General features: G+C 44.8%; 19 protein-coding genes. 17 read left to right on the top strand and 2 right to left on the bottom strand.

The window, feature by feature from the left end:
• The first annotated feature begins 495 nt into the window (after positions 1–495).
• From AC6CIF_RS03835 to AC6CIF_RS03795, 9 genes are all read left to right on the top strand, one after another.
• Complete coding sequence (locus AC6CIF_RS03835) at positions 496–1,734, top strand: glycosyltransferase family 2 protein (RefSeq protein WP_498197964.1); 1,239 nt, start codon at positions 496–498, stop codon at positions 1,732–1,734.
• 335 nt (positions 1,735–2,069) lie between these two features.
• Positions 2,070–2,564, top strand: coding sequence for a translation initiation factor IF-3 (gene infC / locus AC6CIF_RS03830; protein WP_017689666.1), 495 nt, complete (start codon positions 2,070–2,072; stop codon positions 2,562–2,564).
• 24 nt (positions 2,565–2,588) lie between these two features.
• A complete protein-coding gene (gene rpmI / locus AC6CIF_RS03825; protein WP_017689665.1) occupies positions 2,589–2,792 on the top strand; it encodes a 50S ribosomal protein L35 in 204 nt (67 codons plus the stop codon).
• Between the two features lie 88 nt (positions 2,793–2,880).
• A complete protein-coding gene (gene rplT / locus AC6CIF_RS03820; RefSeq protein WP_017689664.1) occupies positions 2,881–3,240 on the top strand; it encodes a 50S ribosomal protein L20 in 360 nt (119 codons plus the stop codon).
• Positions 3,241–3,820: 580 nt separating this feature from the next.
• Positions 3,821–4,861, top strand: coding sequence for a BMP family lipoprotein (locus AC6CIF_RS03815; RefSeq protein ID WP_498197961.1), 1,041 nt, complete (start codon positions 3,821–3,823; stop codon positions 4,859–4,861).
• A 300-nt stretch (positions 4,862–5,161) separates the two neighbouring features.
• Positions 5,162–6,700 (top strand): ABC transporter ATP-binding protein, encoded by a 1,539-nt coding sequence (locus AC6CIF_RS03810; protein ID WP_215076982.1) that lies wholly within the window; start codon positions 5,162–5,164, stop codon positions 6,698–6,700.
• Positions 6,693–7,772 (top strand): ABC transporter permease, encoded by a 1,080-nt coding sequence (locus AC6CIF_RS03805; protein WP_498197959.1) that lies wholly within the window; start codon positions 6,693–6,695, stop codon positions 7,770–7,772. Before AC6CIF_RS03810 ends, AC6CIF_RS03805 begins: the two co-directional genes overlap by 8 nt.
• Entirely contained in the window at positions 7,773–8,735 is a 963-nt protein-coding gene (locus AC6CIF_RS03800; protein WP_498197957.1) for an ABC transporter permease, read from the top strand.
• A gap of 214 nt (positions 8,736–8,949) precedes the next feature.
• Complete coding sequence (locus AC6CIF_RS03795; RefSeq protein ID WP_498197955.1) at positions 8,950–9,339, top strand: hypothetical protein; 390 nt, start codon at positions 8,950–8,952, stop codon at positions 9,337–9,339.
• Here the strand turns inward: AC6CIF_RS03795 and AC6CIF_RS03790 are convergent.
• Positions 9,336–9,788, bottom strand: a complete 453-nt coding sequence (locus tag AC6CIF_RS03790; protein WP_498198204.1) for a GNAT family N-acetyltransferase — start codon at positions 9,786–9,788, stop codon at positions 9,336–9,338. The two genes, AC6CIF_RS03795 and AC6CIF_RS03790, sit on opposite strands and share 4 nt — an antisense overlap.
• Before the next feature lie 603 nt (positions 9,789–10,391).
• On the opposite strand from AC6CIF_RS03790, the gene ilvB reads away from it, so the two are divergent.
• From ilvB to AC6CIF_RS03770, 4 genes are all read left to right on the top strand, one after another.
• Entirely contained in the window at positions 10,392–12,143 is a 1,752-nt protein-coding gene (gene ilvB, locus AC6CIF_RS03785) for a biosynthetic-type acetolactate synthase large subunit (protein ID WP_091032851.1), read from the top strand.
• On the top strand, positions 12,140–12,622 hold the full coding sequence (ilvN, locus tag AC6CIF_RS03780; RefSeq protein ID WP_024628317.1) for an acetolactate synthase small subunit: 483 nt from the start codon (positions 12,140–12,142) through the stop codon (positions 12,620–12,622). The genes ilvB and ilvN overlap by 4 nt, the downstream gene beginning before the upstream one ends.
• Before the next feature lie 261 nt (positions 12,623–12,883).
• Positions 12,884–13,876: a ketol-acid reductoisomerase gene (gene ilvC / locus AC6CIF_RS03775; RefSeq protein WP_036669754.1), complete on the top strand. Its 993-nt coding sequence runs from the start codon at positions 12,884–12,886 to the stop codon at positions 13,874–13,876.
• A gap of 139 nt (positions 13,877–14,015) precedes the next feature.
• On the top strand, positions 14,016–15,557 hold the full coding sequence (locus tag AC6CIF_RS03770) for a 2-isopropylmalate synthase (RefSeq protein WP_498197953.1): 1,542 nt from the start codon (positions 14,016–14,018) through the stop codon (positions 15,555–15,557).
• Between the two features lie 259 nt (positions 15,558–15,816).
• On the opposite strand, the gene AC6CIF_RS03765 is transcribed toward AC6CIF_RS03770, so the two are convergent.
• Complete coding sequence (locus AC6CIF_RS03765; RefSeq protein WP_498197951.1) at positions 15,817–16,797, bottom strand: aldo/keto reductase; 981 nt, start codon at positions 16,795–16,797, stop codon at positions 15,817–15,819.
• Between the two features lie 233 nt (positions 16,798–17,030).
• Between AC6CIF_RS03765 and leuB the strand changes: the two genes are divergently transcribed.
• From leuB to AC6CIF_RS03745, 4 genes are all read left to right on the top strand, one after another.
• Positions 17,031–18,116, top strand: a complete 1,086-nt coding sequence (leuB, locus tag AC6CIF_RS03760) for a 3-isopropylmalate dehydrogenase (RefSeq protein WP_498197949.1) — start codon at positions 17,031–17,033, stop codon at positions 18,114–18,116.
• A 277-nt stretch (positions 18,117–18,393) separates the two neighbouring features.
• Positions 18,394–18,933, top strand: a complete 540-nt coding sequence (locus AC6CIF_RS03755; protein ID WP_036610146.1) for a peroxiredoxin — start codon at positions 18,394–18,396, stop codon at positions 18,931–18,933.
• A gap of 356 nt (positions 18,934–19,289) precedes the next feature.
• Positions 19,290–19,706, top strand: coding sequence for a hypothetical protein (locus tag AC6CIF_RS03750; RefSeq protein ID WP_017689649.1), 417 nt, complete (start codon positions 19,290–19,292; stop codon positions 19,704–19,706).
• A gap of 448 nt (positions 19,707–20,154) precedes the next feature.
• Entirely contained in the window at positions 20,155–21,261 is a 1,107-nt protein-coding gene (locus AC6CIF_RS03745) for an ATP-binding protein (protein WP_036610143.1), read from the top strand.
• Position 21,262: the final 1 nt, after the last annotated feature.

The following is a 21,262-nucleotide window of genomic DNA, read 5'->3' as shown; positions in this document are numbered from 1 at the left end:
ACTTTTTGACTTGGGTCAGCTAAAAAAGATACAATGATTCAACATGGCTGAAATGAGGTAAAAAAAATGTGAGTTTTGTTTCAAACTTTTTGAGGTCTGTTTGCGTTATTTGTTATAGAGCCTCTGACGAAGAATAACATGCTGATGAAAAAAGCAGGGACTTTAGAAATAAAAATCAAGTAAACGGCTGAAAATAAGATATAACAGGCATGAATGCGAGGTTGTGGTATCACGAAGTGTCTATTCAGCGTTTAAAGATCACATTTCTGCTTTAGAAAGTGGAATTGGGGTTTTGACAAATGACTGAAAAGGATACAGAATCGATAAAGCAGCCAACTGATAGCAACCAAGCTTTGAAACATTGCCTGATATATTCACGTAGTAACCAAAAGAACAGGGTCATATTCTGCAGATCAAAAAAAAATAAATTGCAGAATCAGGAAGAGAAATGCTTGAGTAAACTGGGTTTTGAAAAAAAGGGGGTAACAGAGAACGATGTTGGACGCTATATTCGTCACGATGCAGGTCATTCTGGCACTGCTAGCCGTGTACCAATTCACGTTTTCGCTGTTCGGTCTGATTAAGAAAAAGAAAAAGAAACATTATCCGGCGACAAAATCATTCGCTGTACTCGTCGCAGCACACAATGAGGAACAAGTCATTGGTGCCTTGATGGAGAACTTGAAACAACTAGACTATCCGGAAGATCTGTACGATGTGTTTGTCATCTGTGACAACTGTACGGATGGAACGGCTCAAATTGTCAGAGAGCATGGATTAAACGCATGTGTACGTACCAACGCCGATTTAAGAGGTAAAGGCTACGCCATCGAATGGATGCTTAAGTACCTGTGGAAATTGCCACGTCAGTATGACGCAGTTGTTATGTTTGACGCGGATAACCTGGTTGACCGTAACTTCTTGCTTGAGATGAATGATGACTTGAACAATGGTTCACGTGTTATCCAAGGATACATTGATACAAAAAATCCGGAGGATTCCTGGATTACTGCAGCTTACGGTGTATCTTACTGGTACATCAACCGTTTGTGGCAGTTGTCTCGTCATAACTTGAATATGGCGAATTTCCTCGGAGGAACCGGAATGTGCTTCGAGACCAACCTGTTGAAGGAAATTGGCTGGGGTGCAACAAGTCTGGTTGAGGATCTGGAGTTTACGATGCGCAGTGTGCAACGTAATGTGTATCCTGTTTTCAACTATGACGCCAAAGTATTTGATGAGAAGCCATTAACATTCAAAGCTTCAGCGAGACAACGTCTGCGCTGGATGCAAGGTCACTTTACAGTTGCGCGTAGATACTTCTTCCCGCTGCTCTGGCAGTCCATTAAGGAAAGAAGCTTGGTGAAATTTGACCTTGCTATCTATGGAGCCAATGTCTATGTGGTGTTGCTTACGTTCCTGATGACGGCTGTGATGTGGGTAGACATGGCTTTATTCAGTGGTCCGCACATTGCTAATATTTATGGGTACTTCCCGCTATGGGTTGGGTTCGTGGCTATTGGTTTGAACATTCTGACGTTCCTGTTGTCCATGGCACTGGAGAAAGTTACCTTTGCCAAAGTTTATCTATATCTGATTTTGTTCCCGATCTACCTGCTGTCTTGGTACCCGATTACGTTCTACGCTTTCTTTACGCAGAACAACAAACAGTGGAGCCACACTCAACATACACGTGTTGTACGGTTGGATGAGGTACAGAGCAAACAAGGGTAAGGAACATGCATGCGATACTTTGTTGACATCTGATATAACAAATGTATAATTCACAAAAAAAAGTTGTGAAGAATGTTGACAATGTGTTTTATGGGTGATATAGTATTCAAGTGCCTTAAAACGAATAGCAATGGAATCACAAGCAGAAGTCCGACTTCTCACCTGATCAACAAACATGTTGGCTGGTCAACGATCCCAATAATTTATGAAGTGTATATTCATGAAGAATTGTGTTGATTACAGGGATGTCGGTAGCTTAACCGGCATCCCTTTTATTTTTGTTTAACTGGATATTCAAAATGACCTGGAGGTGGACGATTATTAGTAAAGATCACATGATTAATGATGAGATTCGGGCGAAGGAAGTACGCCTTGTCGGAGCTGAAGGAGAACAAATTGGGATTACGCCCATTCGCGAAGCACTGCAAATGGCGATTGACCTGAATTTGGATCTGGTCAATGTGGCACCACAGGCTAAACCGCCGGTGTGTCGTATTATGGACTATGGCAAATTCCGCTATGAGCAACAAAAGAAAGATAAAGAAGCCCGTAAGAACCAGAAAATTGTTGATATTAAAGAAGTATGGTTCCGTTCCAATATTGAGGAGCACGATTATCAAACGAAGCTTCGTAATGTAGTTAAGTTTTTGAACGAAGGCGACAAAGTGAAATGTTCTGTTCGTTATCGCGGACGTGAAATTGCACATGCCGCGATTGGTCAACGGATTTTGGAGCGCGTTAAGGTAGAAGTTGCAGAACTTTGTACTGTTGAACGTCAACCAAAATTGGAAGGCCGCAGTATGATCATGATCTTGGCTCCTAAAGCCTGATAACATTGGAGGAGGAAACACAAAATGCCTAAAATGAAAACACACAGCAGTTTGAAAGGACGCTTCAAAATTACCGGTTCCGGTAAGGTCCTTCGTTACAAAGCTCACAAAAACCACTTGCTTTCCCACAAATCCAAACGTGCTAAGCGCGTTCTGAACGGTAACCCAGTTATGGCTGCCGGGGATGTTAGACGTTTGAAACAAGGCTTGGCTAACTTGAAAGGCTAATTCTAATTAGTACATTCCGTATGGGGGATCGGCTACGGCCGTACACATACCACGGATACATTTATATTTATTTGGGAGGTTCTTTAATATGGCAAGAGTAAAAGGCGGTTTTGTAGTACGTCGTCGTCATAAAAAGGTTTTGAAACTGGCAAGAGGTTATTTCGGTTCCAAACACCGTATTTTTAAAACAGCTAACGAGCAAGTAATGAAATCCCTGGTATACGCATACCGTGACCGTCGCAACACGAAACGTAACTTCCGCAGACTGTGGATCGTTCGTATCAATGCTGCAGCACGTATGAATGGTTTGTCTTACAACAAACTGATCCATGGTTTGAAACTTGCTGGAGTAGACATGAACCGCAAAATGTTGGCTGATCTGGCCGTTAACGACATCAATGCGTTCAACTCTTTGGCTACTGTTGCTAAAGGCAAAATCAACGCTTAAATTGTATGATACAAGCCGCCGTACCTATATGGCGGCTTTTTTTACGGCTTGGAAGAAATTCGGAGATGAATCTCTGAATGAGTAGAGCGAATAGGCTGTAGTCTGGAAGGGAACAATGAAACCAGATAACTAGTGAATAACGATCCATGAGAATACATAAAATACGAACGGTGAAATAATACAAATGAAAACAGGTAAATCCCACTTATCACTAAAGTTCGCGATATGTTTTTGTTATATAACATCACATCGTTGTAACGTTAGTGTGTTAAAACGCTAAATTATTAAGCGTTTTCAATAAAAAAAGAACAAAAATATGTGATATTTGGTGATGAAACATCTGGATTTTAACACTGGTTGATTGTATAATCACCTCTAGTAGGCTAGTCCTAGATTTTTCTCTCCATGTCATAATGTTCGGTTTTTCGACAGATGATAGGATGCTTCAAGGGTGAGAATGCGCTTTTAATGTCGAAGAAACCATACATTCTGCATAAAAGTCATTCCTGCGATCTGTTAACCGTTCAATTGTAGGCTGGATTGGAATGAGGGATATATCATTAAGGGGGAAAAAGAGAAAATGAAAAAGATGCTCAGCTTGTCTTTGGTAATGTTGCTGGCGGTATCGGTTATGCTCGCAGGTTGCGGTAGCAAACCGAAAGAAGAAACAAATGCCGGAGGAGATACAGGTGGCACTTCCACTGAAGCAAAATCCGATCTCAAAATTGGTATGGTTACTGACGTAGGTGGAGTTAATGACAAATCCTTTAACCAATCCGCTTGGGAAGCTCTGCAAGCGACTGAAACAGAAACAGGTACTGCTGTTAAATACCTGCAAAGTAAATCCGATGAAGAGTACATTCCTAACCTGAACGAATTCGTTAAAGGCGGATATGATCTGACTTGGGGTATCGGTTTCCAATTGGCTGATGCAATCAAAACTGTAGCTGAGCAAAACCCTGATGCTAAACTCGCGATCATCGACAGTGTTGTTGATGCTCCTAACGTTAAATCCGTAACATTTGCTGAAGAAGAAGGATCTTACTTGGTTGGTGTTGTGGCTGGTCTGACAACAAAGTCCAACAAAATTGGTTTTGTAGGCGGTATGGAAAGCCCACTGATCAAAAAGTTTGAAGTAGGATTCAGAGAAGGTGTTAAAGCAGTTAACCCTGATGCTCAATTCATTTCTAACTACACAGGTGCATTTGATAAACCTGACTTGGGTAAAGCAGCAGCAGCAACTCTTTACAATGAAGGCGTAGATATTATCTTCCACGCTTCTGGCGCAACAGGTAACGGTGTGTTTAACGAAGCAAGTGCTCGTAAGAAACAAGGTCAAGATGTATGGGTTATCGGTGTTGACAAAGACCAATCTCTTGAGTTTGGTGATGAGATCACTTTGACTTCCATGATCAAAAAAGTTGACGAAGCAGTTAAGCGCGTTAACAAAGAAGTAGTTGATGGTACATTCGCTGGCGGTTCCGAGAACCTGACTTTGAAAGAAAACGGCGTAGGTATTGCTGATACCTCTACTGCCAATGTATCTGCTGATACACTTGCAAAAGTGGAAGAGTACAAAGAAAAAATCATCAGCGGCGAAATCAAAATTCCTACAGAGTAATTTTGATCTTAGTCTCAAATAAAATAATCATTGGGGCCGGTCTTGACCGGCCTTATGATTGCAAGAACAGGAACATTTGATCAATTCATCATAACAATTGTACAAGGTCACTGTGCACCAACGCTCCTGTAGGAGCTTTTCTTAAGATAATGGAATTGATATGTTCTTAATGAGCTGAACCATTCGATTATCGCAAGAAAAACTTCAGCTAAGCGCGGTCTGTCTTCTTTGAAAGTACGTCGATAGACGTTTTTTTTTACGTTTGCGGAACCACACTATATCAGTTATAAGGGTGATTACATGGGTGCAGCAACCCCCGTCGTTGAGTTAAAACAAATTACGAAGCGTTTCCCAGGCATTGTTGCCAACGACGCCATCAGCCTTCAGCTTCGTAAGGGCGAGATCCATGCGCTACTGGGCGAAAACGGCGCTGGTAAGTCAACGTTGATGAATATTGTATTTGGTCTCTATCAGCCAGATGAAGGTTCCATTGAAGTGAATGGCAAGCCTGTCATCATCGACAGCCCTAACCGAGCGATCGATCTTGGCATAGGCATGGTGCATCAGCATTTTAAACTTGTACAGCCGTTCACGGTAACAGAGAACATTATTTTGGGATCTGAACCAACGAAGGGTCTCAATATTAACTATAAAAAAGCAGCCGCTGAAGTTCAGCGTCTTTCCGAACAGTATGGACTGAAGGTGAATCCTCATGCCAAAATTCATGATATTTCTGTCGGAATGCAGCAACGTGTAGAGATTGTTAAAACGTTGTATCGCGGTGCAGACATTCTGATATTTGACGAGCCTACAGCCGTATTGACTCCTCAAGAGATCAAAGAACTGATGATTATCATGAAGAAGCTTGTAGCTGAAGGAAAGTCCATTATTTTGATCACGCACAAACTGAAAGAAATCATGGAAATCTCCGATACGGTAACGATTATCCGTCGGGGTAAAGTAATTGATTCGGTTAAAACATCGGAAACCAATCCGAATGAGCTGGCAGAGAAAATGGTGGGGCGGAATGTCACATTCAAAGTGGACAAAAAACCGGCTACACCTGGAGCCAATGTGCTCGAAGTCAGTAAATTAACGGCCAAGAATAAAGAAGGTATTTCGGTTCTGAACCAACTTAACCTGAACGTACGTGCAGGAGAGATTGTTGGAATCGCAGGCGTGGATGGTAACGGTCAAAGTGAACTGATTGAAGCTCTTACCGGACTTCGTAAAGTAGAGAGCGGTTCGATTCTTTTGGAGGGCAAGGAGCTGTCCAATCATTCTCCGCGCCATATCTCGGAGTCGGGTGTAGCCCACATTCCGGAAGATCGACATAAACACGGACTTGTACTTGATTTTTCAGTGAGTGAAAATATCGTTCTGGAATCGTATTATAAAGCACCATACACACGTAAAGGGTTCCTTAACTTCGATGCGATCAAAAAGCAGGCTAAGCGGCTTGTTGAGGCATTTGACGTGCGTACACCAAGCATCGAGACCAAAGCTCGTTCCTTGTCCGGAGGAAACCAGCAAAAGGCCATTATCGCCCGTGAGGTAGATAAAAACCCTGAACTGCTTATCGCTGCACAGCCAACGCGTGGTTTGGACGTAGGGGCTATTGAGTTCGTGCAAAAGCAACTGATTGCACAGCGTGATCAAGGGAAGGCTGTTCTGCTGATTTCATTTGAGCTTGATGAGATTATCAATGTATCTGACCGAATTGCTGTCATCTATGAAGGCCAGATCGTTGGCGAGGTGCTGCCGGAAGAAACCAATGATAGGGAGCTCGGCTTGATGATGGCGGGCAGCACTCAAAAGAGAGGTACTGCGCATGAATAACGTATTGAAATGGTTTACGCGAGATTCATTTATTTTGCCTGTAGTAGCTATTATTATGGGTCTTATTCTCGGTGGAGTTGTCATGCTGATTGGTGGCTACAATCCAATCGAAGCCTATGGAGCATTGTTCACCAAGGTATTTGGAGACATGTACAACTTTGGTGAAGCAGTACGGGAAATGACACCATTAATTATGACTGGACTTGCATTTGCATTTGCATCACGTGCAGGGCTGTTTAACATCGGGGGAGAAGGTCAATTTCTCGTCGGAATGACAGCTGCGACATTTGTTGGTGTTAAATTTGCAGGGTTGCCGATCTACCTTCATGCGCCAATGGCTTTGATTGCTGGTGCACTGTTTGGTGGTCTCTGGGCAGCTATTGCTGGTTATCTGAAAGCGGCACGTGGGGTCAATGAAGTTATCAGTAGTATCATGTTGAACTGGATTGGTCTGTATCTGGCCAACCTTATCGTACGCCAATTCTTGCTGTTGAAGGGCGAGAATCGCTCCGTGGATATCAGCGAATCGGCTTCGATTAGTCTCACATGGTTATCTGAACTGATGGGCAACTCCCGTGTACACATGGGGACGTTGATTGCCCTTGTGATGGCTGTGCTCTTTTATATCTATATGTGGAAAACAAAACAAGGTTTTGAAATCCGCGCGGTAGGCTACAACCCTAATGCGGCTGAATATGCAGGTATGCATGTTAACCGGAATATCGTAAAAGCGATGTTTATCAGTGGTATGCTTGCCGGTCTTGGTGGTGCATTCCAGGTTCTTGGTGTGTTCCATTACCAGACCGTAATGTCGGGTTCACCAGGTACAGGCTTTGACGGAATAGCTGTTGCGCTAATTGGTTTGAATCATCCGTTTGGGGTGTTGTTGGGTGCAGTGTTGTTTGGTACCCTCACGTACGGATCTGCAGGTATGAGTTTTGCTGCGGATGTTCCGCCTGAGATTATTCGGATTGTGATCGGTTCGATTATCTTCTTTATTGCGGCACAAGGCATCGTGCGCTGGATACTCAAACCGTTCTATTCGAAGCGTAAGAAAGAGAAGGTGTTGTAGATGGACTTGTTGACAATTGGGCAAATTATCAATACGACGCTTGTCTTTGCTACGGCATTGATTTTTGCATCACTCGGCGGAATCTTTTCGGAAAAATCAGGTGTAACCAACCTTGGACTTGAAGGTTTTATGGTCTTTGGTGCCTTTGCAGCTGGAATCGGGGCGCATTATGCTCAAGAAGCGGGCATGGGTGGAACGACTTCGGCCTGGATGGGGGTTTTGCTTGCGATTGTATTGGGCGTACTGGTATCGCTGATTCATGCCGTTGCGTCTATCACATTTAAGGCAGACCAGATTATCAGTGGTATCGTCATTAACTTTTTGGCAGCAGGAAGTACGTTGTACTTGGTTAAACTGTTGTTTGAAGGTTCTGGTGATTCACCGTTGGTTCAAGGCTTCAGCAAGTTTGATGTGCCATTCTTGAAAGACATTCCTTTGCTTGGAGAAGCCTTTTTCAAGAACGTATATCCAACGACATATCTAGCCATTCTGTTTGTATTCCTGACGTATTACATCATGTTCAAAACGCCATTTGGTCTGCGCCTTCGTTCTGTAGGGGAACATCCAAGTGCGGCTGATACGGTTGGTGTTAAAGTGCTTCGTTATCGCTATGTTGGCGTTATGATCAGTGGTGCGCTTGCGGCCATTGGTGGAGCAGCAATCACGTTGACAACTACGGGTACATTCTCACACAATACGGTTTCCGGCCAAGGTTATATTGCTATTGCAGCTATGATCTTTGGTAAGTGGAATCCGATTGGTGCCTTTGGTGCGGCTGTCTTCTTTGGATTCTCACAAGCGATCCGAAACTATGTACAGTTGTTTGAATGGTCACAAAGTATTCCCCAGGAAATTATTTTTATGTTGCCTTACCTGCTTACCATCATCGTTCTCGTTGCAGCGGTTGGACGTTCTTCGGCTCCGTCTGCACTCGGTGAAGCATATGATCCGGGTAAAAGGTAAACTTGTAACATTTCAATTTACTATCCAAAAACTTGATAAAAGGGTCCGCCTTGTGCGGGCTTTTTTTGTTTTCTTGAACGTTGCTAAGCCACTTTTTCACGTTAACTTTGGTTCTCGTGCAGATACCCATATTTTCAGGTAGGGACAAAGAAACAGGCGAATTCAGTGATGGACGAATACACTGTTTTGAACGATCCGAGGAGGAGGGGAAAGTATGAAACAACAAGTTACGCGTGATGAGGCGATGAAATTAATAGGCAAAAATATTGTTGCAATCAAAAATGACGGCACTCGGGTTACGGGAAAGCTGTTGAAAGTATCGGGCAACAAACTGGTACTCAAGCGTTTGAATGGCAAAAAAGTACGTACAAAAGCGATTCTGCCACTGGTATTGTTTGACCTGCTCGCTATTGCCACACTGCCTTATGCTTATGGAGCTGGTCCCGGCTTTGGTCCCGGATATGGACCTGGACCAAAACCAGGCCCTGGATACGGTCCAGGCTACGGACCGGGGTATGGACCTGGAGGACCTGGTGGCGGTTTTGGCCCGGGGCCTGGATTTGGTCCTTATGGTCCGGGTCCACGTCCACCAGGATTTTTCTAGGACATTCTAAATGTTTTTTCCAATTCGTAGCAGCGGCTGATCATGATGTATCGAATCGCGCTGTATCCATTTTTTTGATAAAACTGAAGCCCTTTGGTATTGCCCTCATCCACCATCACTTTAGATCTTCGACAACCTCGGGATGCTGCAAAGCTCTCTGCTTTGAGCAACAAAGTTTGCCCGTAACGTTTGCGTTGTTCTTTTGGACTAACGGCCATCATATCGACATAGAGCAATTCCCCATGCATGAGAAAATGGATGAATGCCACAGCAGCTTTGTCTGGCTCCGGCGAGACAACAAAGGTCATGCCCCTGTTCATTCGCAGGGGTATTTCTTTGCGGATTTTATTAATTTCCTTTTCGCTCATATGGGATAAAGGAACAAGTTGAGTGTCAATCAGCTTCATGATGGCGCCATCATCCAGCTTGGATGTGCGTTGCCGAATCACCATGCGGAGCCTCCTTTCAGGACCAGTCGTGCTGCTCGTATATCCTATGCCCGAAGCAAGATAAAAGGTGACTGAATGAAGCGCTGGGATTAGGGCAACCTTATAGGCTGAAGAGGGAGGAAGGAAGGTTCTCTGAATTTTTATGCAAAACAGGTATTGACTTATCGGTTGGAGGAATCATATAATGTTCCTAACATTTAACGAGAATATTTCATCGGCTATGAAGAGGACGAAGTTTTAAGGGCTCTTTTGCTCAGAGAGTGGCTGGAATTGCTGAAACCACCACCATTATCCCTTATATACGAGCTCACCTCGGAGCTGTTTTCCTGAAAAGCACTGGATGTCACTCCTTTCGCGTATTAGGGAAAATCGTATGTCTGCGTTACAGACAACAGGTATGGGAAACGACTATGTTCGTTTGAGCTATTCATTTTGTTGTACCTGGTAAGGTCCGTTATTGCGAAATTTCGGGCAAAGTTGGGTGGTACCACGGAAGCGATAACCTTTCGTCCCTCGCAAGCATGAACTTGTTTGCAGGGATGGAAGGTTTTTTTTGTAACTTTAAATGTCAGAATGGTGTAAATTTCGAGAGGAGGATGACTGATGGGAGCTCAAATTCCAGAAGTACGGTCAACAGATGAATTACGTGAAAAATGGATGAAGCCGGAGGTCATTAGCGGATCCGAAATTCTGCTGAGAAGTTTGTTACTTGAAGGTGTCGAGTGCGTATTTGGTTACCCGGGCGGCGCAGTGTTGTACATTTACGATGCGATGTATGGTTTCGAGGATTTCAAACACGTTCTCACTCGTCACGAACAAGGTGCAATACATGCAGCTGACGGATATGCACGTGCAAGTGGCAAAGTTGGTGTCTGCATCGCTACTTCCGGACCAGGAGCAACGAATCTGGTTACGGGTATTGCAACAGCATATATGGATTCAGTACCACTCGTAGTCATTACGGGGAACGTTATTTCAAGCCTGATCGGTTCAGATGCTTTCCAGGAAGCGGATATTACCGGGATTACAATGCCAATCACTAAACACAGTTACCTGGTGAAAGATGTAAAAGATCTGTCCAGTGTGATTCATGAGGCATTCCATATTGCCAATACCGGTCGTAAAGGTCCTGTACTGATCGACATCCCGAAAGATGTATCAGCGAACAAAACATTGTTTGAACCAACAACTGAACCTGTTATATTGAGAGGGTACAATCCACGGACAGTACCAAACAAACTGCAGGTTGACCGTTTGGCCCAAGCCATTCAGGAAGCAGAGCGTCCAATGATTCTCGCTGGTGGCGGTGTGGTATACTCGGGAGGACATGAAGAACTGTTCGAGTTTGTTGAGAAGACAGGCATTCCAATTACGACTACTCTCCTTGGTCTAGGCGCATTCCCAAGCGGTCATGAATTATGGACGGGTATGCCAGGTATGCACGGAACGTACACTTCCAATCAGGCGATTCAAAAAGCGGACCTGCTGATTAATATCGGCGCACGATTCGATGATCGGGTAACAGGCAAGCTGGATGGATTCGCTCCACATGCCAAGATCGTTCATATCGATATTGATCCGGCTGAGATTGGTAAAAACATTGCAACGGATATTCCAATCGTTGGTGATGTGAAGACTGTACTGGAAATAGCCAACAAAGAAGTTGGACGTGCAGAGCGTGCAGATGCATGGAGAGACCAGATCAAACAGTGGAAACAAGAGAAACCTTACAGCTATACGGATTCAGACGAAGTGCTGAAACCCCAGTGGGTTGTTGAAATGCTGAATGATACAACCAAAGGTGAAGCAATTGTAACTACGGATGTGGGACAACATCAGATGTGGGCAGCACAATATTATAAATTTAATCAACCGCGTTCATGGGTAACTTCGGGTGGTCTCGGAACGATGGGCTTTGGATTCCCTTCTGCCATAGGTGCTCAGATGGCCAATCCGGACAGACTCGTTATCTCCATTAACGGTGACGGCGGAATGCAGATGTGTTCCCAAGAACTCGCGATTTGTGCCATTAACAATATACCGGTAAAAATTGTGATCATTAACAATCAGGTACTTGGAATGGTTCGCCAATGGCAGGAGATTATCTATGAGAACCGTTACAGCCATATTGATCTGGCAGGAAGCCCTGATTTTGTAAAACTGGCTGAAGCTTATGGCGTAAAAGGTTTGCGTGCAACCAACAAGGAAGAAGCCCAGCGTGCTTGGCAGGAAGCATTGGATACACCAGGACCGGTCGTTGTTGAATTCGTAGTACGCAAGGAAGAAAATGTATATCCAATGGTTCCGCAAGGAGCGACAATTGATCAAATGCTGATGGGGGATGCTGACGAATGATTAGACATACGATTTCAATATTGGTAAACGATCAGCCAGGCGTCCTTCAGCGTGTATCAGGGTTGTTCGGTCGACGCGGATTTAACATTGAGAGTATTACAGTGGGTCAATCGGAAGAACCTGGACTCTCCCGGATGGTTATTGTTACCATTGGTGACGATAAAACACTTGAGCAGATTGAGAAACAATTATACAAAATCATCGATGTTATTAAAGTGGTGGATTTCAGCCTGAAACCAATGGTAGCCCGTGAACTCGCCCTGATAAAAGTGAAAGCAGAGCCTTCCGAGCGTCCTGAAATTCTGGGTGTGGTAGAAACATTCCGCGCATCCGTTGTAGATGTTGGTCCAGGCAGCTTGATTGTGCAGGTAGTCGGAGATACGGACAAAATTGATGCTATGATTGAATTGCTCAAGCCATATGGCATTCGCGAATTGTCCCGTACAGGCATAACTGCATTGGTACGCGGCAACGTATAAAGCTATAATGAATGAAGAGGGACGACGGTTAGCTAACATATACAGTTGATCTTATGTGAGTGTCAGTCCCTTAACAGTTGTAATTTAACATTTTAGTGATGTAACGCTTGAAAATATAGCTACATTCCCGCATTAATGGGCGGGTGTCTGAACGGATCGGATCAGACCAGAGATGCTTTTGACACGCCAAGCGAGTCGGTCCCTTGAGACACCCGCTCATTAATGAAGGGTTCTTTACAATACAAAGGAGGACTTATAAACATGCCAGTAACTACTTATTATGAACAGGATGCAGAGCTTAACGTATTGAAAGGAAAAACGATCGCGGTAATCGGTTATGGTAGCCAGGGCCACGCCCAAGCTCAAAACCTTCGTGATAGCGGATTGAACGTAGTCATCGGACTTCGTGAAGGTAAATCCTTCGACACTGCAAAAAATGACGGATTTGAAGTTCTGTCCCCGGCTGAAGCAACAAGCCGCGCAGATGTAGTTCAAATCTTGCTGCCAGACGAAACTCAAGCTTCTGTATACAAAAACGAAATCGAACCAAACCTGAAAGAAGGCGCTGCATTGCTCTTCTCACACGGTTTCAACGTTCATTTCGGTCAAATCGTTGCTCCAAAAAACAGCGATGTATTGCTGGTAGCTCCTAAGTCCCCTGGTCACATGGTACGTCGTACTTATGTGGAAGGTTTTGGTGTACCGGGCCTGATCGCGATCGAGCAAGATGCAACGGGTAAAGCTAAAGAAATCGGTTTGGCTTATGCTAAAGGTATCGGTTGTACACGCGCAGGGGTTATCGAAACTTCCTTCCGTGAAGAAACAGAAACAGATCTGTTCGGTGAGCAAGCTGTTCTGTGTGGTGGCGTGAGTGCATTGGTAAAAGCTGGATTCGAAACATTGACAGAAGCGGGTTACGCTCCTGAAATGGCATACTTCGAATGTCTGCACGAACTGAAGCTGATCGTTGACATGATGTATGAAGGCGGACTTTCAAGCATGCGTGATTCCATCAGTAACACAGCTGAGTACGGTGACTATGTAACTGGACCTCGCGTTGTAACTGAAGATACGAAGAAAGCAATGAAAGAAGTCCTGACAGATATCCAACAAGGTAAATTCGCACGTGACTTCATTCTGGAAAACCAATCCGGACGTGCATTCTTGACAGCAACTCGTCGTAACGAAGCTGAACACCCAATCGAAGTGGTTGGCGGACAATTGCGTGAGATGATGCACTGGATCAAGAAGTAAGCATTAACTTCTAGAGCATGCACTTTAAGGTAATCAAGTAAACTTAGAGCTTTAACTGGGAATAGCGGCCGTGCTTATGCGTGAGCCGCTATTGCTGGTTCAGAGAAACATATAATAACAAGTACAGGAGGTGCGAAGCGTGCGTAAAATCTATGTATTTGACACAACGCTGCGTGATGGAGAGCAATCCCCGGGAGTCAATCTGAACACTCGTGAAAAGGTGGAAATTGCCCATCAGCTCGAGCGGCTTGGCATTGACCGGATGGAAGCGGGTTTCCCGGCGGCATCTCCAGGTGACCTGGCAGCTGTCAATGCAGTAGCAAATGCGGTCAAAAATGTGACTGTAATTGGCTTGTCCCGTTCCAGAGAGCAAGACATTGATGCGGTTAAAGAAGCACTTAAAGGTGCACAGGACCCGTGCATTCACGTTTTCCTGGCAACTTCACCTATTCACCGCCAACATAAATTGCGCATGGACAAAGCGCAGGTACTGGATACAGCTCGTTCCGCGATTCGTTATGCAAAGAAAACATTCTCGAAGATTGAATTTTCACTTGAAGATGCAGGTCGTACCGAGTATGATTTCCTCGTGGAAATGGTAAATATGGCTGTTGAAGAAGGTGCAGCGGTCGTGAATATTCCGGATACGGTTGGTTACCTGAGCCCATATGAATACGGAAACATTTTCAAACATCTCAAGGAGAACGTACACGGTATTGAAAAGGTACAGCTGAGTGCCCACTGCCATAATGACTTGGGTATGGCGACGGCCAATACACTTGCAGCCATTCTCAACGGAGCCGATCAGATCGAAGGTACGATCAATGGCATTGGTGAACGTGCCGGGAACACGGCGATCGAGGAAATTGCTATGGCACTGGAGACACGTCAGGAATTTTTCCAGGCGAAAACATCGCTGCAGTTGTCTGAAATTGCACGGACCAGTCGTTTGGTTAGCCGTTTGACAGGTATGGTTGTGCCTGGAAACAAAGCCATTGTTGGGGCAAATGCCTTCGCACATGAATCTGGTATTCACCAGGATGGCATGTTGAAGGAAAAAACAACGTACGAGATTATGACTCCAGAGTCCATCGGTCTGAAGGAAAGCAAACTTGTACTGGGTAAACATTCTGGTCGTCATGCCTTCCGTGAACGGTTGATTGATCTGGGATATGAGCTGGAGGAAGAAGCATTGAATCGCGCTTTCGCCCAGTTTAAAGATCTGGCTGATAAGAAAAAAGAAGTAACTGATGAAGATCTGCTCGCTCTAATTGAAGAGAAATTGCAGGATGCACCTGAGGTGTATAAACTGGAATCGATCTTCGTAACGTACGGAGATGAATCGGTACCAACAGCCAAAGTCCGCATTGCGACGCTTGGCGGGGATACGGTTGAGAAGCAAGCAGAGGGTAACGGATCGGTAGACGCAATCTACAATGCGATTGACCAAGTAAGCGGGGAAGACGTAACGTTGTCTGACTATTCCATCAAATCGGTAACGCATGGTAAGGATGCATTGGGTGAAGTACATGTTGTGCTGACTCAGAATCAGGTTTCGGTACAAGGACGTGGCGTAAGCACAGATATATTGGGTGCAAGTGCACGTGCCTATGTAGACGGCCTGAATCAATTGATTGAGAAGCGCAAGACATATACGAACCGTGTAAACGTTAACCTGTAGGCTCCGATGTAAGAAGCACGCAGCTTTCATTGAACTGAACTATAAGCCGAGACAGATGTATGCTGCTAGAATGATTAATCTTTAATTTAGTTGATTTAGTAGATCGTTTGGCTTACTTTGTTACGTTTAGTGAGGTACGTAAAGAGTCTGACTCTCCTGTGGAGGGTCAGACTCTTTTGCCTTTTATTTATATGATTATGACAGTAACACAGTGCAAGTTGCACGCCTAACTCTCGAATTGGCTTACACTATCAAGCTATTACCACGCGTATGCATTAGGTGCATGTCCACCTGGACCCGGGAAAATCTCATCCAGACGTTTGAGCACAGCTTCATCCAAAGTCACGTCCAGACATTTGAGTGCGGTCTCAAACTGCTCCAGCGTACGCGGTCCGATAATCGGGGCGGTAACTGCCGGATTGGCTGCAACCCATGCCAAAGCCACCGTATCCTGTGGTTCACCGAGATCACGACACAGTGCGGCAAAGTCTTCAAGCTGAGTCTGCTGCTGCTCGATCCGTCCAGAGATGCCCCCGCTGCGTGTTCCTTCCAGCTTCTGCAGAGCGTTACGTCCCAGTAATCCACCATCCAGTGGACTCCATGGAATGACGCCGAGGCCCAGCTCTTTGGCAGCGGGCAGTACTTCCAACTCAGGCAAACGACAGTTGAGACTATATTTATGTTGCTCGGAAATCAGGCCGAGGAAATGACGATTCTTGGCTTCACTTTGAGCGATTGCAATCTGCCATGCAGCAAAGTTACTCGATCCTACATAACCGATTTTACCCTGATGAACGGCATTCTCAAATGCACCCCACAGTTCATTCCATGATACGGCTGGGTCTACATGATGCATCTGGTATAGCTCGATATGATCAGTCTGTAAGCGGCGGAGGGAACCCTCCAGATGCCGTCTGATTTTGTAGGCGGAGAGGCCAGCTTCGTTGTTGGGGCCATCTGTATCATCATGCATGGAGCCATAGACTTTGGTGGCCAGAACGACTTTCTCACGTCTGCCACCACCCTGGTTGAACCAGCGTCCGATAATTTCTTCGGTAAGACCGGAATTCTCACCCCAGCCGTAGATGTTAGCGGTATCAAAAAAGTTCACGCCTGCATCGAGTGCTGCGTCCATAATGCGGAAAGCTTCTTTTTCATCTGTAGCAGGCCCGAAATTCATGGTACCGAGACAGATTCGGCTGACCTTGAGGCCTGATTTACCCAAATACGAATATTGCATGTTGCTTATCCCTCCTGCGTATCTGATTTGAGTTCAGCTATATTTTAACCTAGCCGGGAGGTCAGAACAACTTGGAAAGGCCAATGTTTATTGGCTTATAGGTAAAATCTATTAAAGTCATAGATTGTATATCTTGGTCAAATGACCTTGGAATATGATACAAAAGAGAGAGTTAATATGAGACGTTACTTTATGAATAAATAATGAATGAAATATAAGGAGTGGACAACCCAATGGCAGACGTAAAAAAAATTGCAGTTATTGCAGGTGACGGAATTGGCCCTGAAGTCGTAGCTGAGGCTGAGAAGGTTCTTAAACGTACGGAGGAAGTATTCGGTTATCGTTTTGAGACAAAGCATGCGCTGTTTGGCGGAATCGCGATTGATGAGAAGGGTACTCCTCTTCCTGAAGAAACACTGAGCGTATGTAAAAGTGCAGATGCAGTCCTGCTTGGAGCGGTTGGTGGTCCAAAATGGGATAACAACAGCAAGGAGCTTCGCCCGGAAACAGGCCTGCTGGGTATTCGCAAAGCACTTGGATTGTTCTCCAACCTGCGTCCGGCTGTCGTATTTGATTGCCTGAAAGATGCTTCAACTTTGAAGCCTGAAGTACTGGAAGGTACAGATCTGATGGTGGTACGTGAGTTGACAGGTGGGATCTACTTCGGTGAGAAGTTCAGACGTGAAAGTGCACAGGGCGAAGAGGCTGTGGATACATGTGCATATAATGTAACAGAAGTGGAGCGGATCGTTCGTCAGGCATTCGAAATTGCGCAAGGACGTCGCAAAAAGCTGGCTTCTGTAGACAAAGCCAACGTATTGGAAACTTCCCGTCTCTGGCGTGAAGTCGTGAACCGGGTAGCACCGGATTATCCAGATGTTGAACTGGAGCATGTACTGGTAGACAACTGCGCGATGCAATTGCTGCGTCGTCCGTCCAGCTTTGATGTCATCGTAACGGAAAACATGTTTGGAGATATCTTGAGTGATGAAGCAGCGATGTTGACAGGTTCCATCGGTATGCTCGCATCTGCATCACTGGGAGAGGGCAGCTTCGGACTCTATGAGCCGGTACACGGTTCTGCACCGGATATCGCCGGTCAAGGACTCGCTAATCCGATTGCAACGATTCTCTCTTTGGCGTTGATGTTCCGCACAACCTTTGGTTATACAGAAGGTGCAGATGCCATTGAAGCAGCTGTGTCGGATGTATTGAACGCAGGACACCGCACGAGTGATATTGCTGTAGACAAGAGCACAGCGATCAGCACGACCGAAATGGGCGATTTGATCGTGGCGGCTATCCAGAAACAGGCGTAATTATATTACCAACTACAGGCAGCCCTTTGTTTCCAGTTATGGAATATACAGAGGGCTGTCCCTTTATCATTTTTGCCACGAAAAATCCTTATTTATAATGATTATAAAAAAATAATGTTTATAATCTTGACTTTGAGAAGTCCGGATGATAACATTTTACTTGTACTTGTTATCAAGTATCAAATCATTTTAATTACAGGAAAAGCGTACGCGTTTTTCTTGATGATGAGCAATCCGCAAGGATGCTTACATAATCCCAAAGGAGGAATTTTTAGTTATGGCAGAACGTTTGGTAGGTAGACCAGCACCGGATTTCGCAATGGAAACAGTATCAGGAGACGGACAAGATTTCGGTTCCGTTAAACTGTCCGATTATCGTGGCAAATGGCTTGTATTCTTCTTTTATCCTTTGGACTTCACATTTGTGTGCCCAACTGAAATTACAGCTTTGAGCGTTGCTTCCGAGCAATTCAAAGCTTTGGATACAGAAATCCTTGGCGTGAGCGTAGACTCCGTACACAGCCACAAAGCATGGATCAACACACCTGTAGACAGCAATGGTCTGGGTCAATTGAACTTCCCACTGGCTTCTGACATCACGAAGCAAGTGGCTAAAGATTACGGCGTTCTGATCGAAGAAGAAGGCGTAGCATTGCGCGGTCTGTTCATCATTGATCCAGAAGGCGAATTGAAATATCAAGTGGTTAACCACAACGATGTAGGTCGTAGTGTTGAAGAAACACTTCGCGTACTGCAAGCACTGCAATCCGGCGGATTGTGTGCAATGAACTGGAAACCAGGCGACACTAACCTGTAAGCCAGATTAACTTGAACGGTTTTTGTTCAAGCCCTCATCCCGTTAGGGATTGAGGGCTTTTTGCACCCTTTTGACGGAAGTTATCACGAAGTTAATCAAAAGTGTTTGAACAAGCAACTAAGCGTGTTAATAATATATTAGAAGAAAGTCTTCTTTTTATCTGTTGAAAGAGGAATTGATGGCCTTTAAGGCGAATAGGGTATGGAAACCCGGTAAATATTCCGGTGCTCTGCATTTATAATCTGTACATGAATGTGATACACTGATGGAACTATTCCTTTTCGGAAGTGCTGGAAGTGTACGGGATGGCATTATAACCAAAAAGTCCCGGCACGTAATAAGGAGGGTGAACAAAAATGAGTTACTGTTGTGGGGCAAGTATGGTTGGAACGAAGGGCACGCTGAAGCATTACCGCACCCAGGTTCATAATGTTCCCCTGCTGTTTTGCCCGGTGTGTCACCGGGTTGAGGTGCATTATAAAGTGGAAAACGAATATGAAATTCTGGCTGAATATGCGCATGGAGACGGTGCATCCGAGATCGACTTTCAAGATTATGTTACAGAAGATGAGGATGCGATTTTTGAAAACTGTGTAAACCGTGAGAGCGAGGATGCCATGGTCATTGTGCAGCGCCAGATTGATATGGCTCTGGATTTGCTCAGGCTCGCGAAGGAAACCAAAGACGAGAAGTGGGAAAGCGAACTTAAACGTCGATTAGCTGTGATGAGTCAGCGCAGACTGAAAATTCAGCATAATAAGACCGGACTATAGATGAACTCGGATATATCACAAATTAAAGATATTAAAAACGAAGCTGATTTGCCTATTGGGGTGAAACGGCTTCGTTTTTGTGCTGTATTCTGGAACTAATTCGAGGTTTTTTTTAAAATAATTTCCATTCGACACTTTCTCCGATTGACTCTCTTCTATAAACTTGTCTATGATAAAAACAGACTTGCAAAAGAGGCGGAGCAAAAAATGTTCGTGTTTGGGAATAGGAGAAGGTCAGAATGGGACAAACGTATATGATTTTCCGGATCAACTGTTGGTTACCGGGAATAGACCAGCATGAGTTCCGGCCATGCCATCCATATTTTCGGCTCAGCCCCCCAACGAAAGGGCACCGGTAATGAAAAATAAAATCGGCCCTTCCTGTTTCTGTGATGATACGATGTCCGAATGGCAAGTTTATCATTTACGTGAAAAGGAGGAACCTGACATGATTAGTGAATTTCAGGATACAGTGCCTCAACCAACGGATGGATTCCCGCCTGTGCATCTGGATAACAACAAGTACGAAAATGTACTGGAACATCTGGATAGCGGTATTATGTTGTTTGACAGTCACGGTGTATTGACGTTTATTAACGTTCAGATGGCAAAGTTGTTGGAACTTCCAAGAAGTCTGTTGAGTGGCTGCACCCTGATGCAAATGCTGCATCATCCACAGATGAGCCGATTCAAGAAAAAGAAAATTTTACGTATCTATCGGGAAACTATTTTTCATCGTAAGCGCTATCATGAATTGATTGATGAATACGGAAGGCATTGGCTGGTTACTGTGACGTACGGTGATCAGATGGATGGCGACTTCTTGTTCAGCGTCAAAGATGTATCTGATTATAAACAAATTGAACAGACCGCTTATCAAAATGACAAACTTGCGATGCTGGGGCGAATTTCAGCATCTATTGCTCATGAAATTCGTAATCCGTTGACTGCAATCCGTGGGTTCATCCAACTGCTCAGGCCCCATTTGTTGCAGCTCGGCAAAGACGAGTACGCTCGAATCATACTGACGGAGATTGATCGGGCGAATGACATCATCTATGAATTTTTGAATTCTTCCAAACCGTCAGCTCCACAGAAGACCGTGATATCCGTCGACTCTTTGCTCAAAGAGGTGGTCTTGCTGACCGAAAGCGAAGGTTTGATGAAGGGATGCGAGATCGTACTGGATGAAGGGGATGCCCCGCTGAATGTGTCCATTGATGTCAAACAGATTAAGCAGGTTATTTTGAATATGGTGAAAAACGCAATGGATGCCATTGAGGAAGTTGGCGAAGAACATACGGGTCTAATTCGAATATCTACCGCCACGGAAAACAAGTTCGTGCAGATCTCCATCGCGGATAACGGTCATGGGATGGACCATAACACGCTTGTACGTCTGTTTGATCCATTCTTCACGACCAAGGAGAGCGGAACAGGGCTTGGACTTTCGGTGAGTTACCGGATCATCAAGAACCATGGAGGCACCATCTCTGTGGATAGCAAAAAGGGCGAAGGCACGCGGTTTATAATTATGTTACCCTTGGTATATTGAG

Source organism: Paenibacillus sp. GQ49 (assembly GCF_059759055.1).
This window is presented reverse-complemented; position numbering and strand designations above follow the sequence as displayed.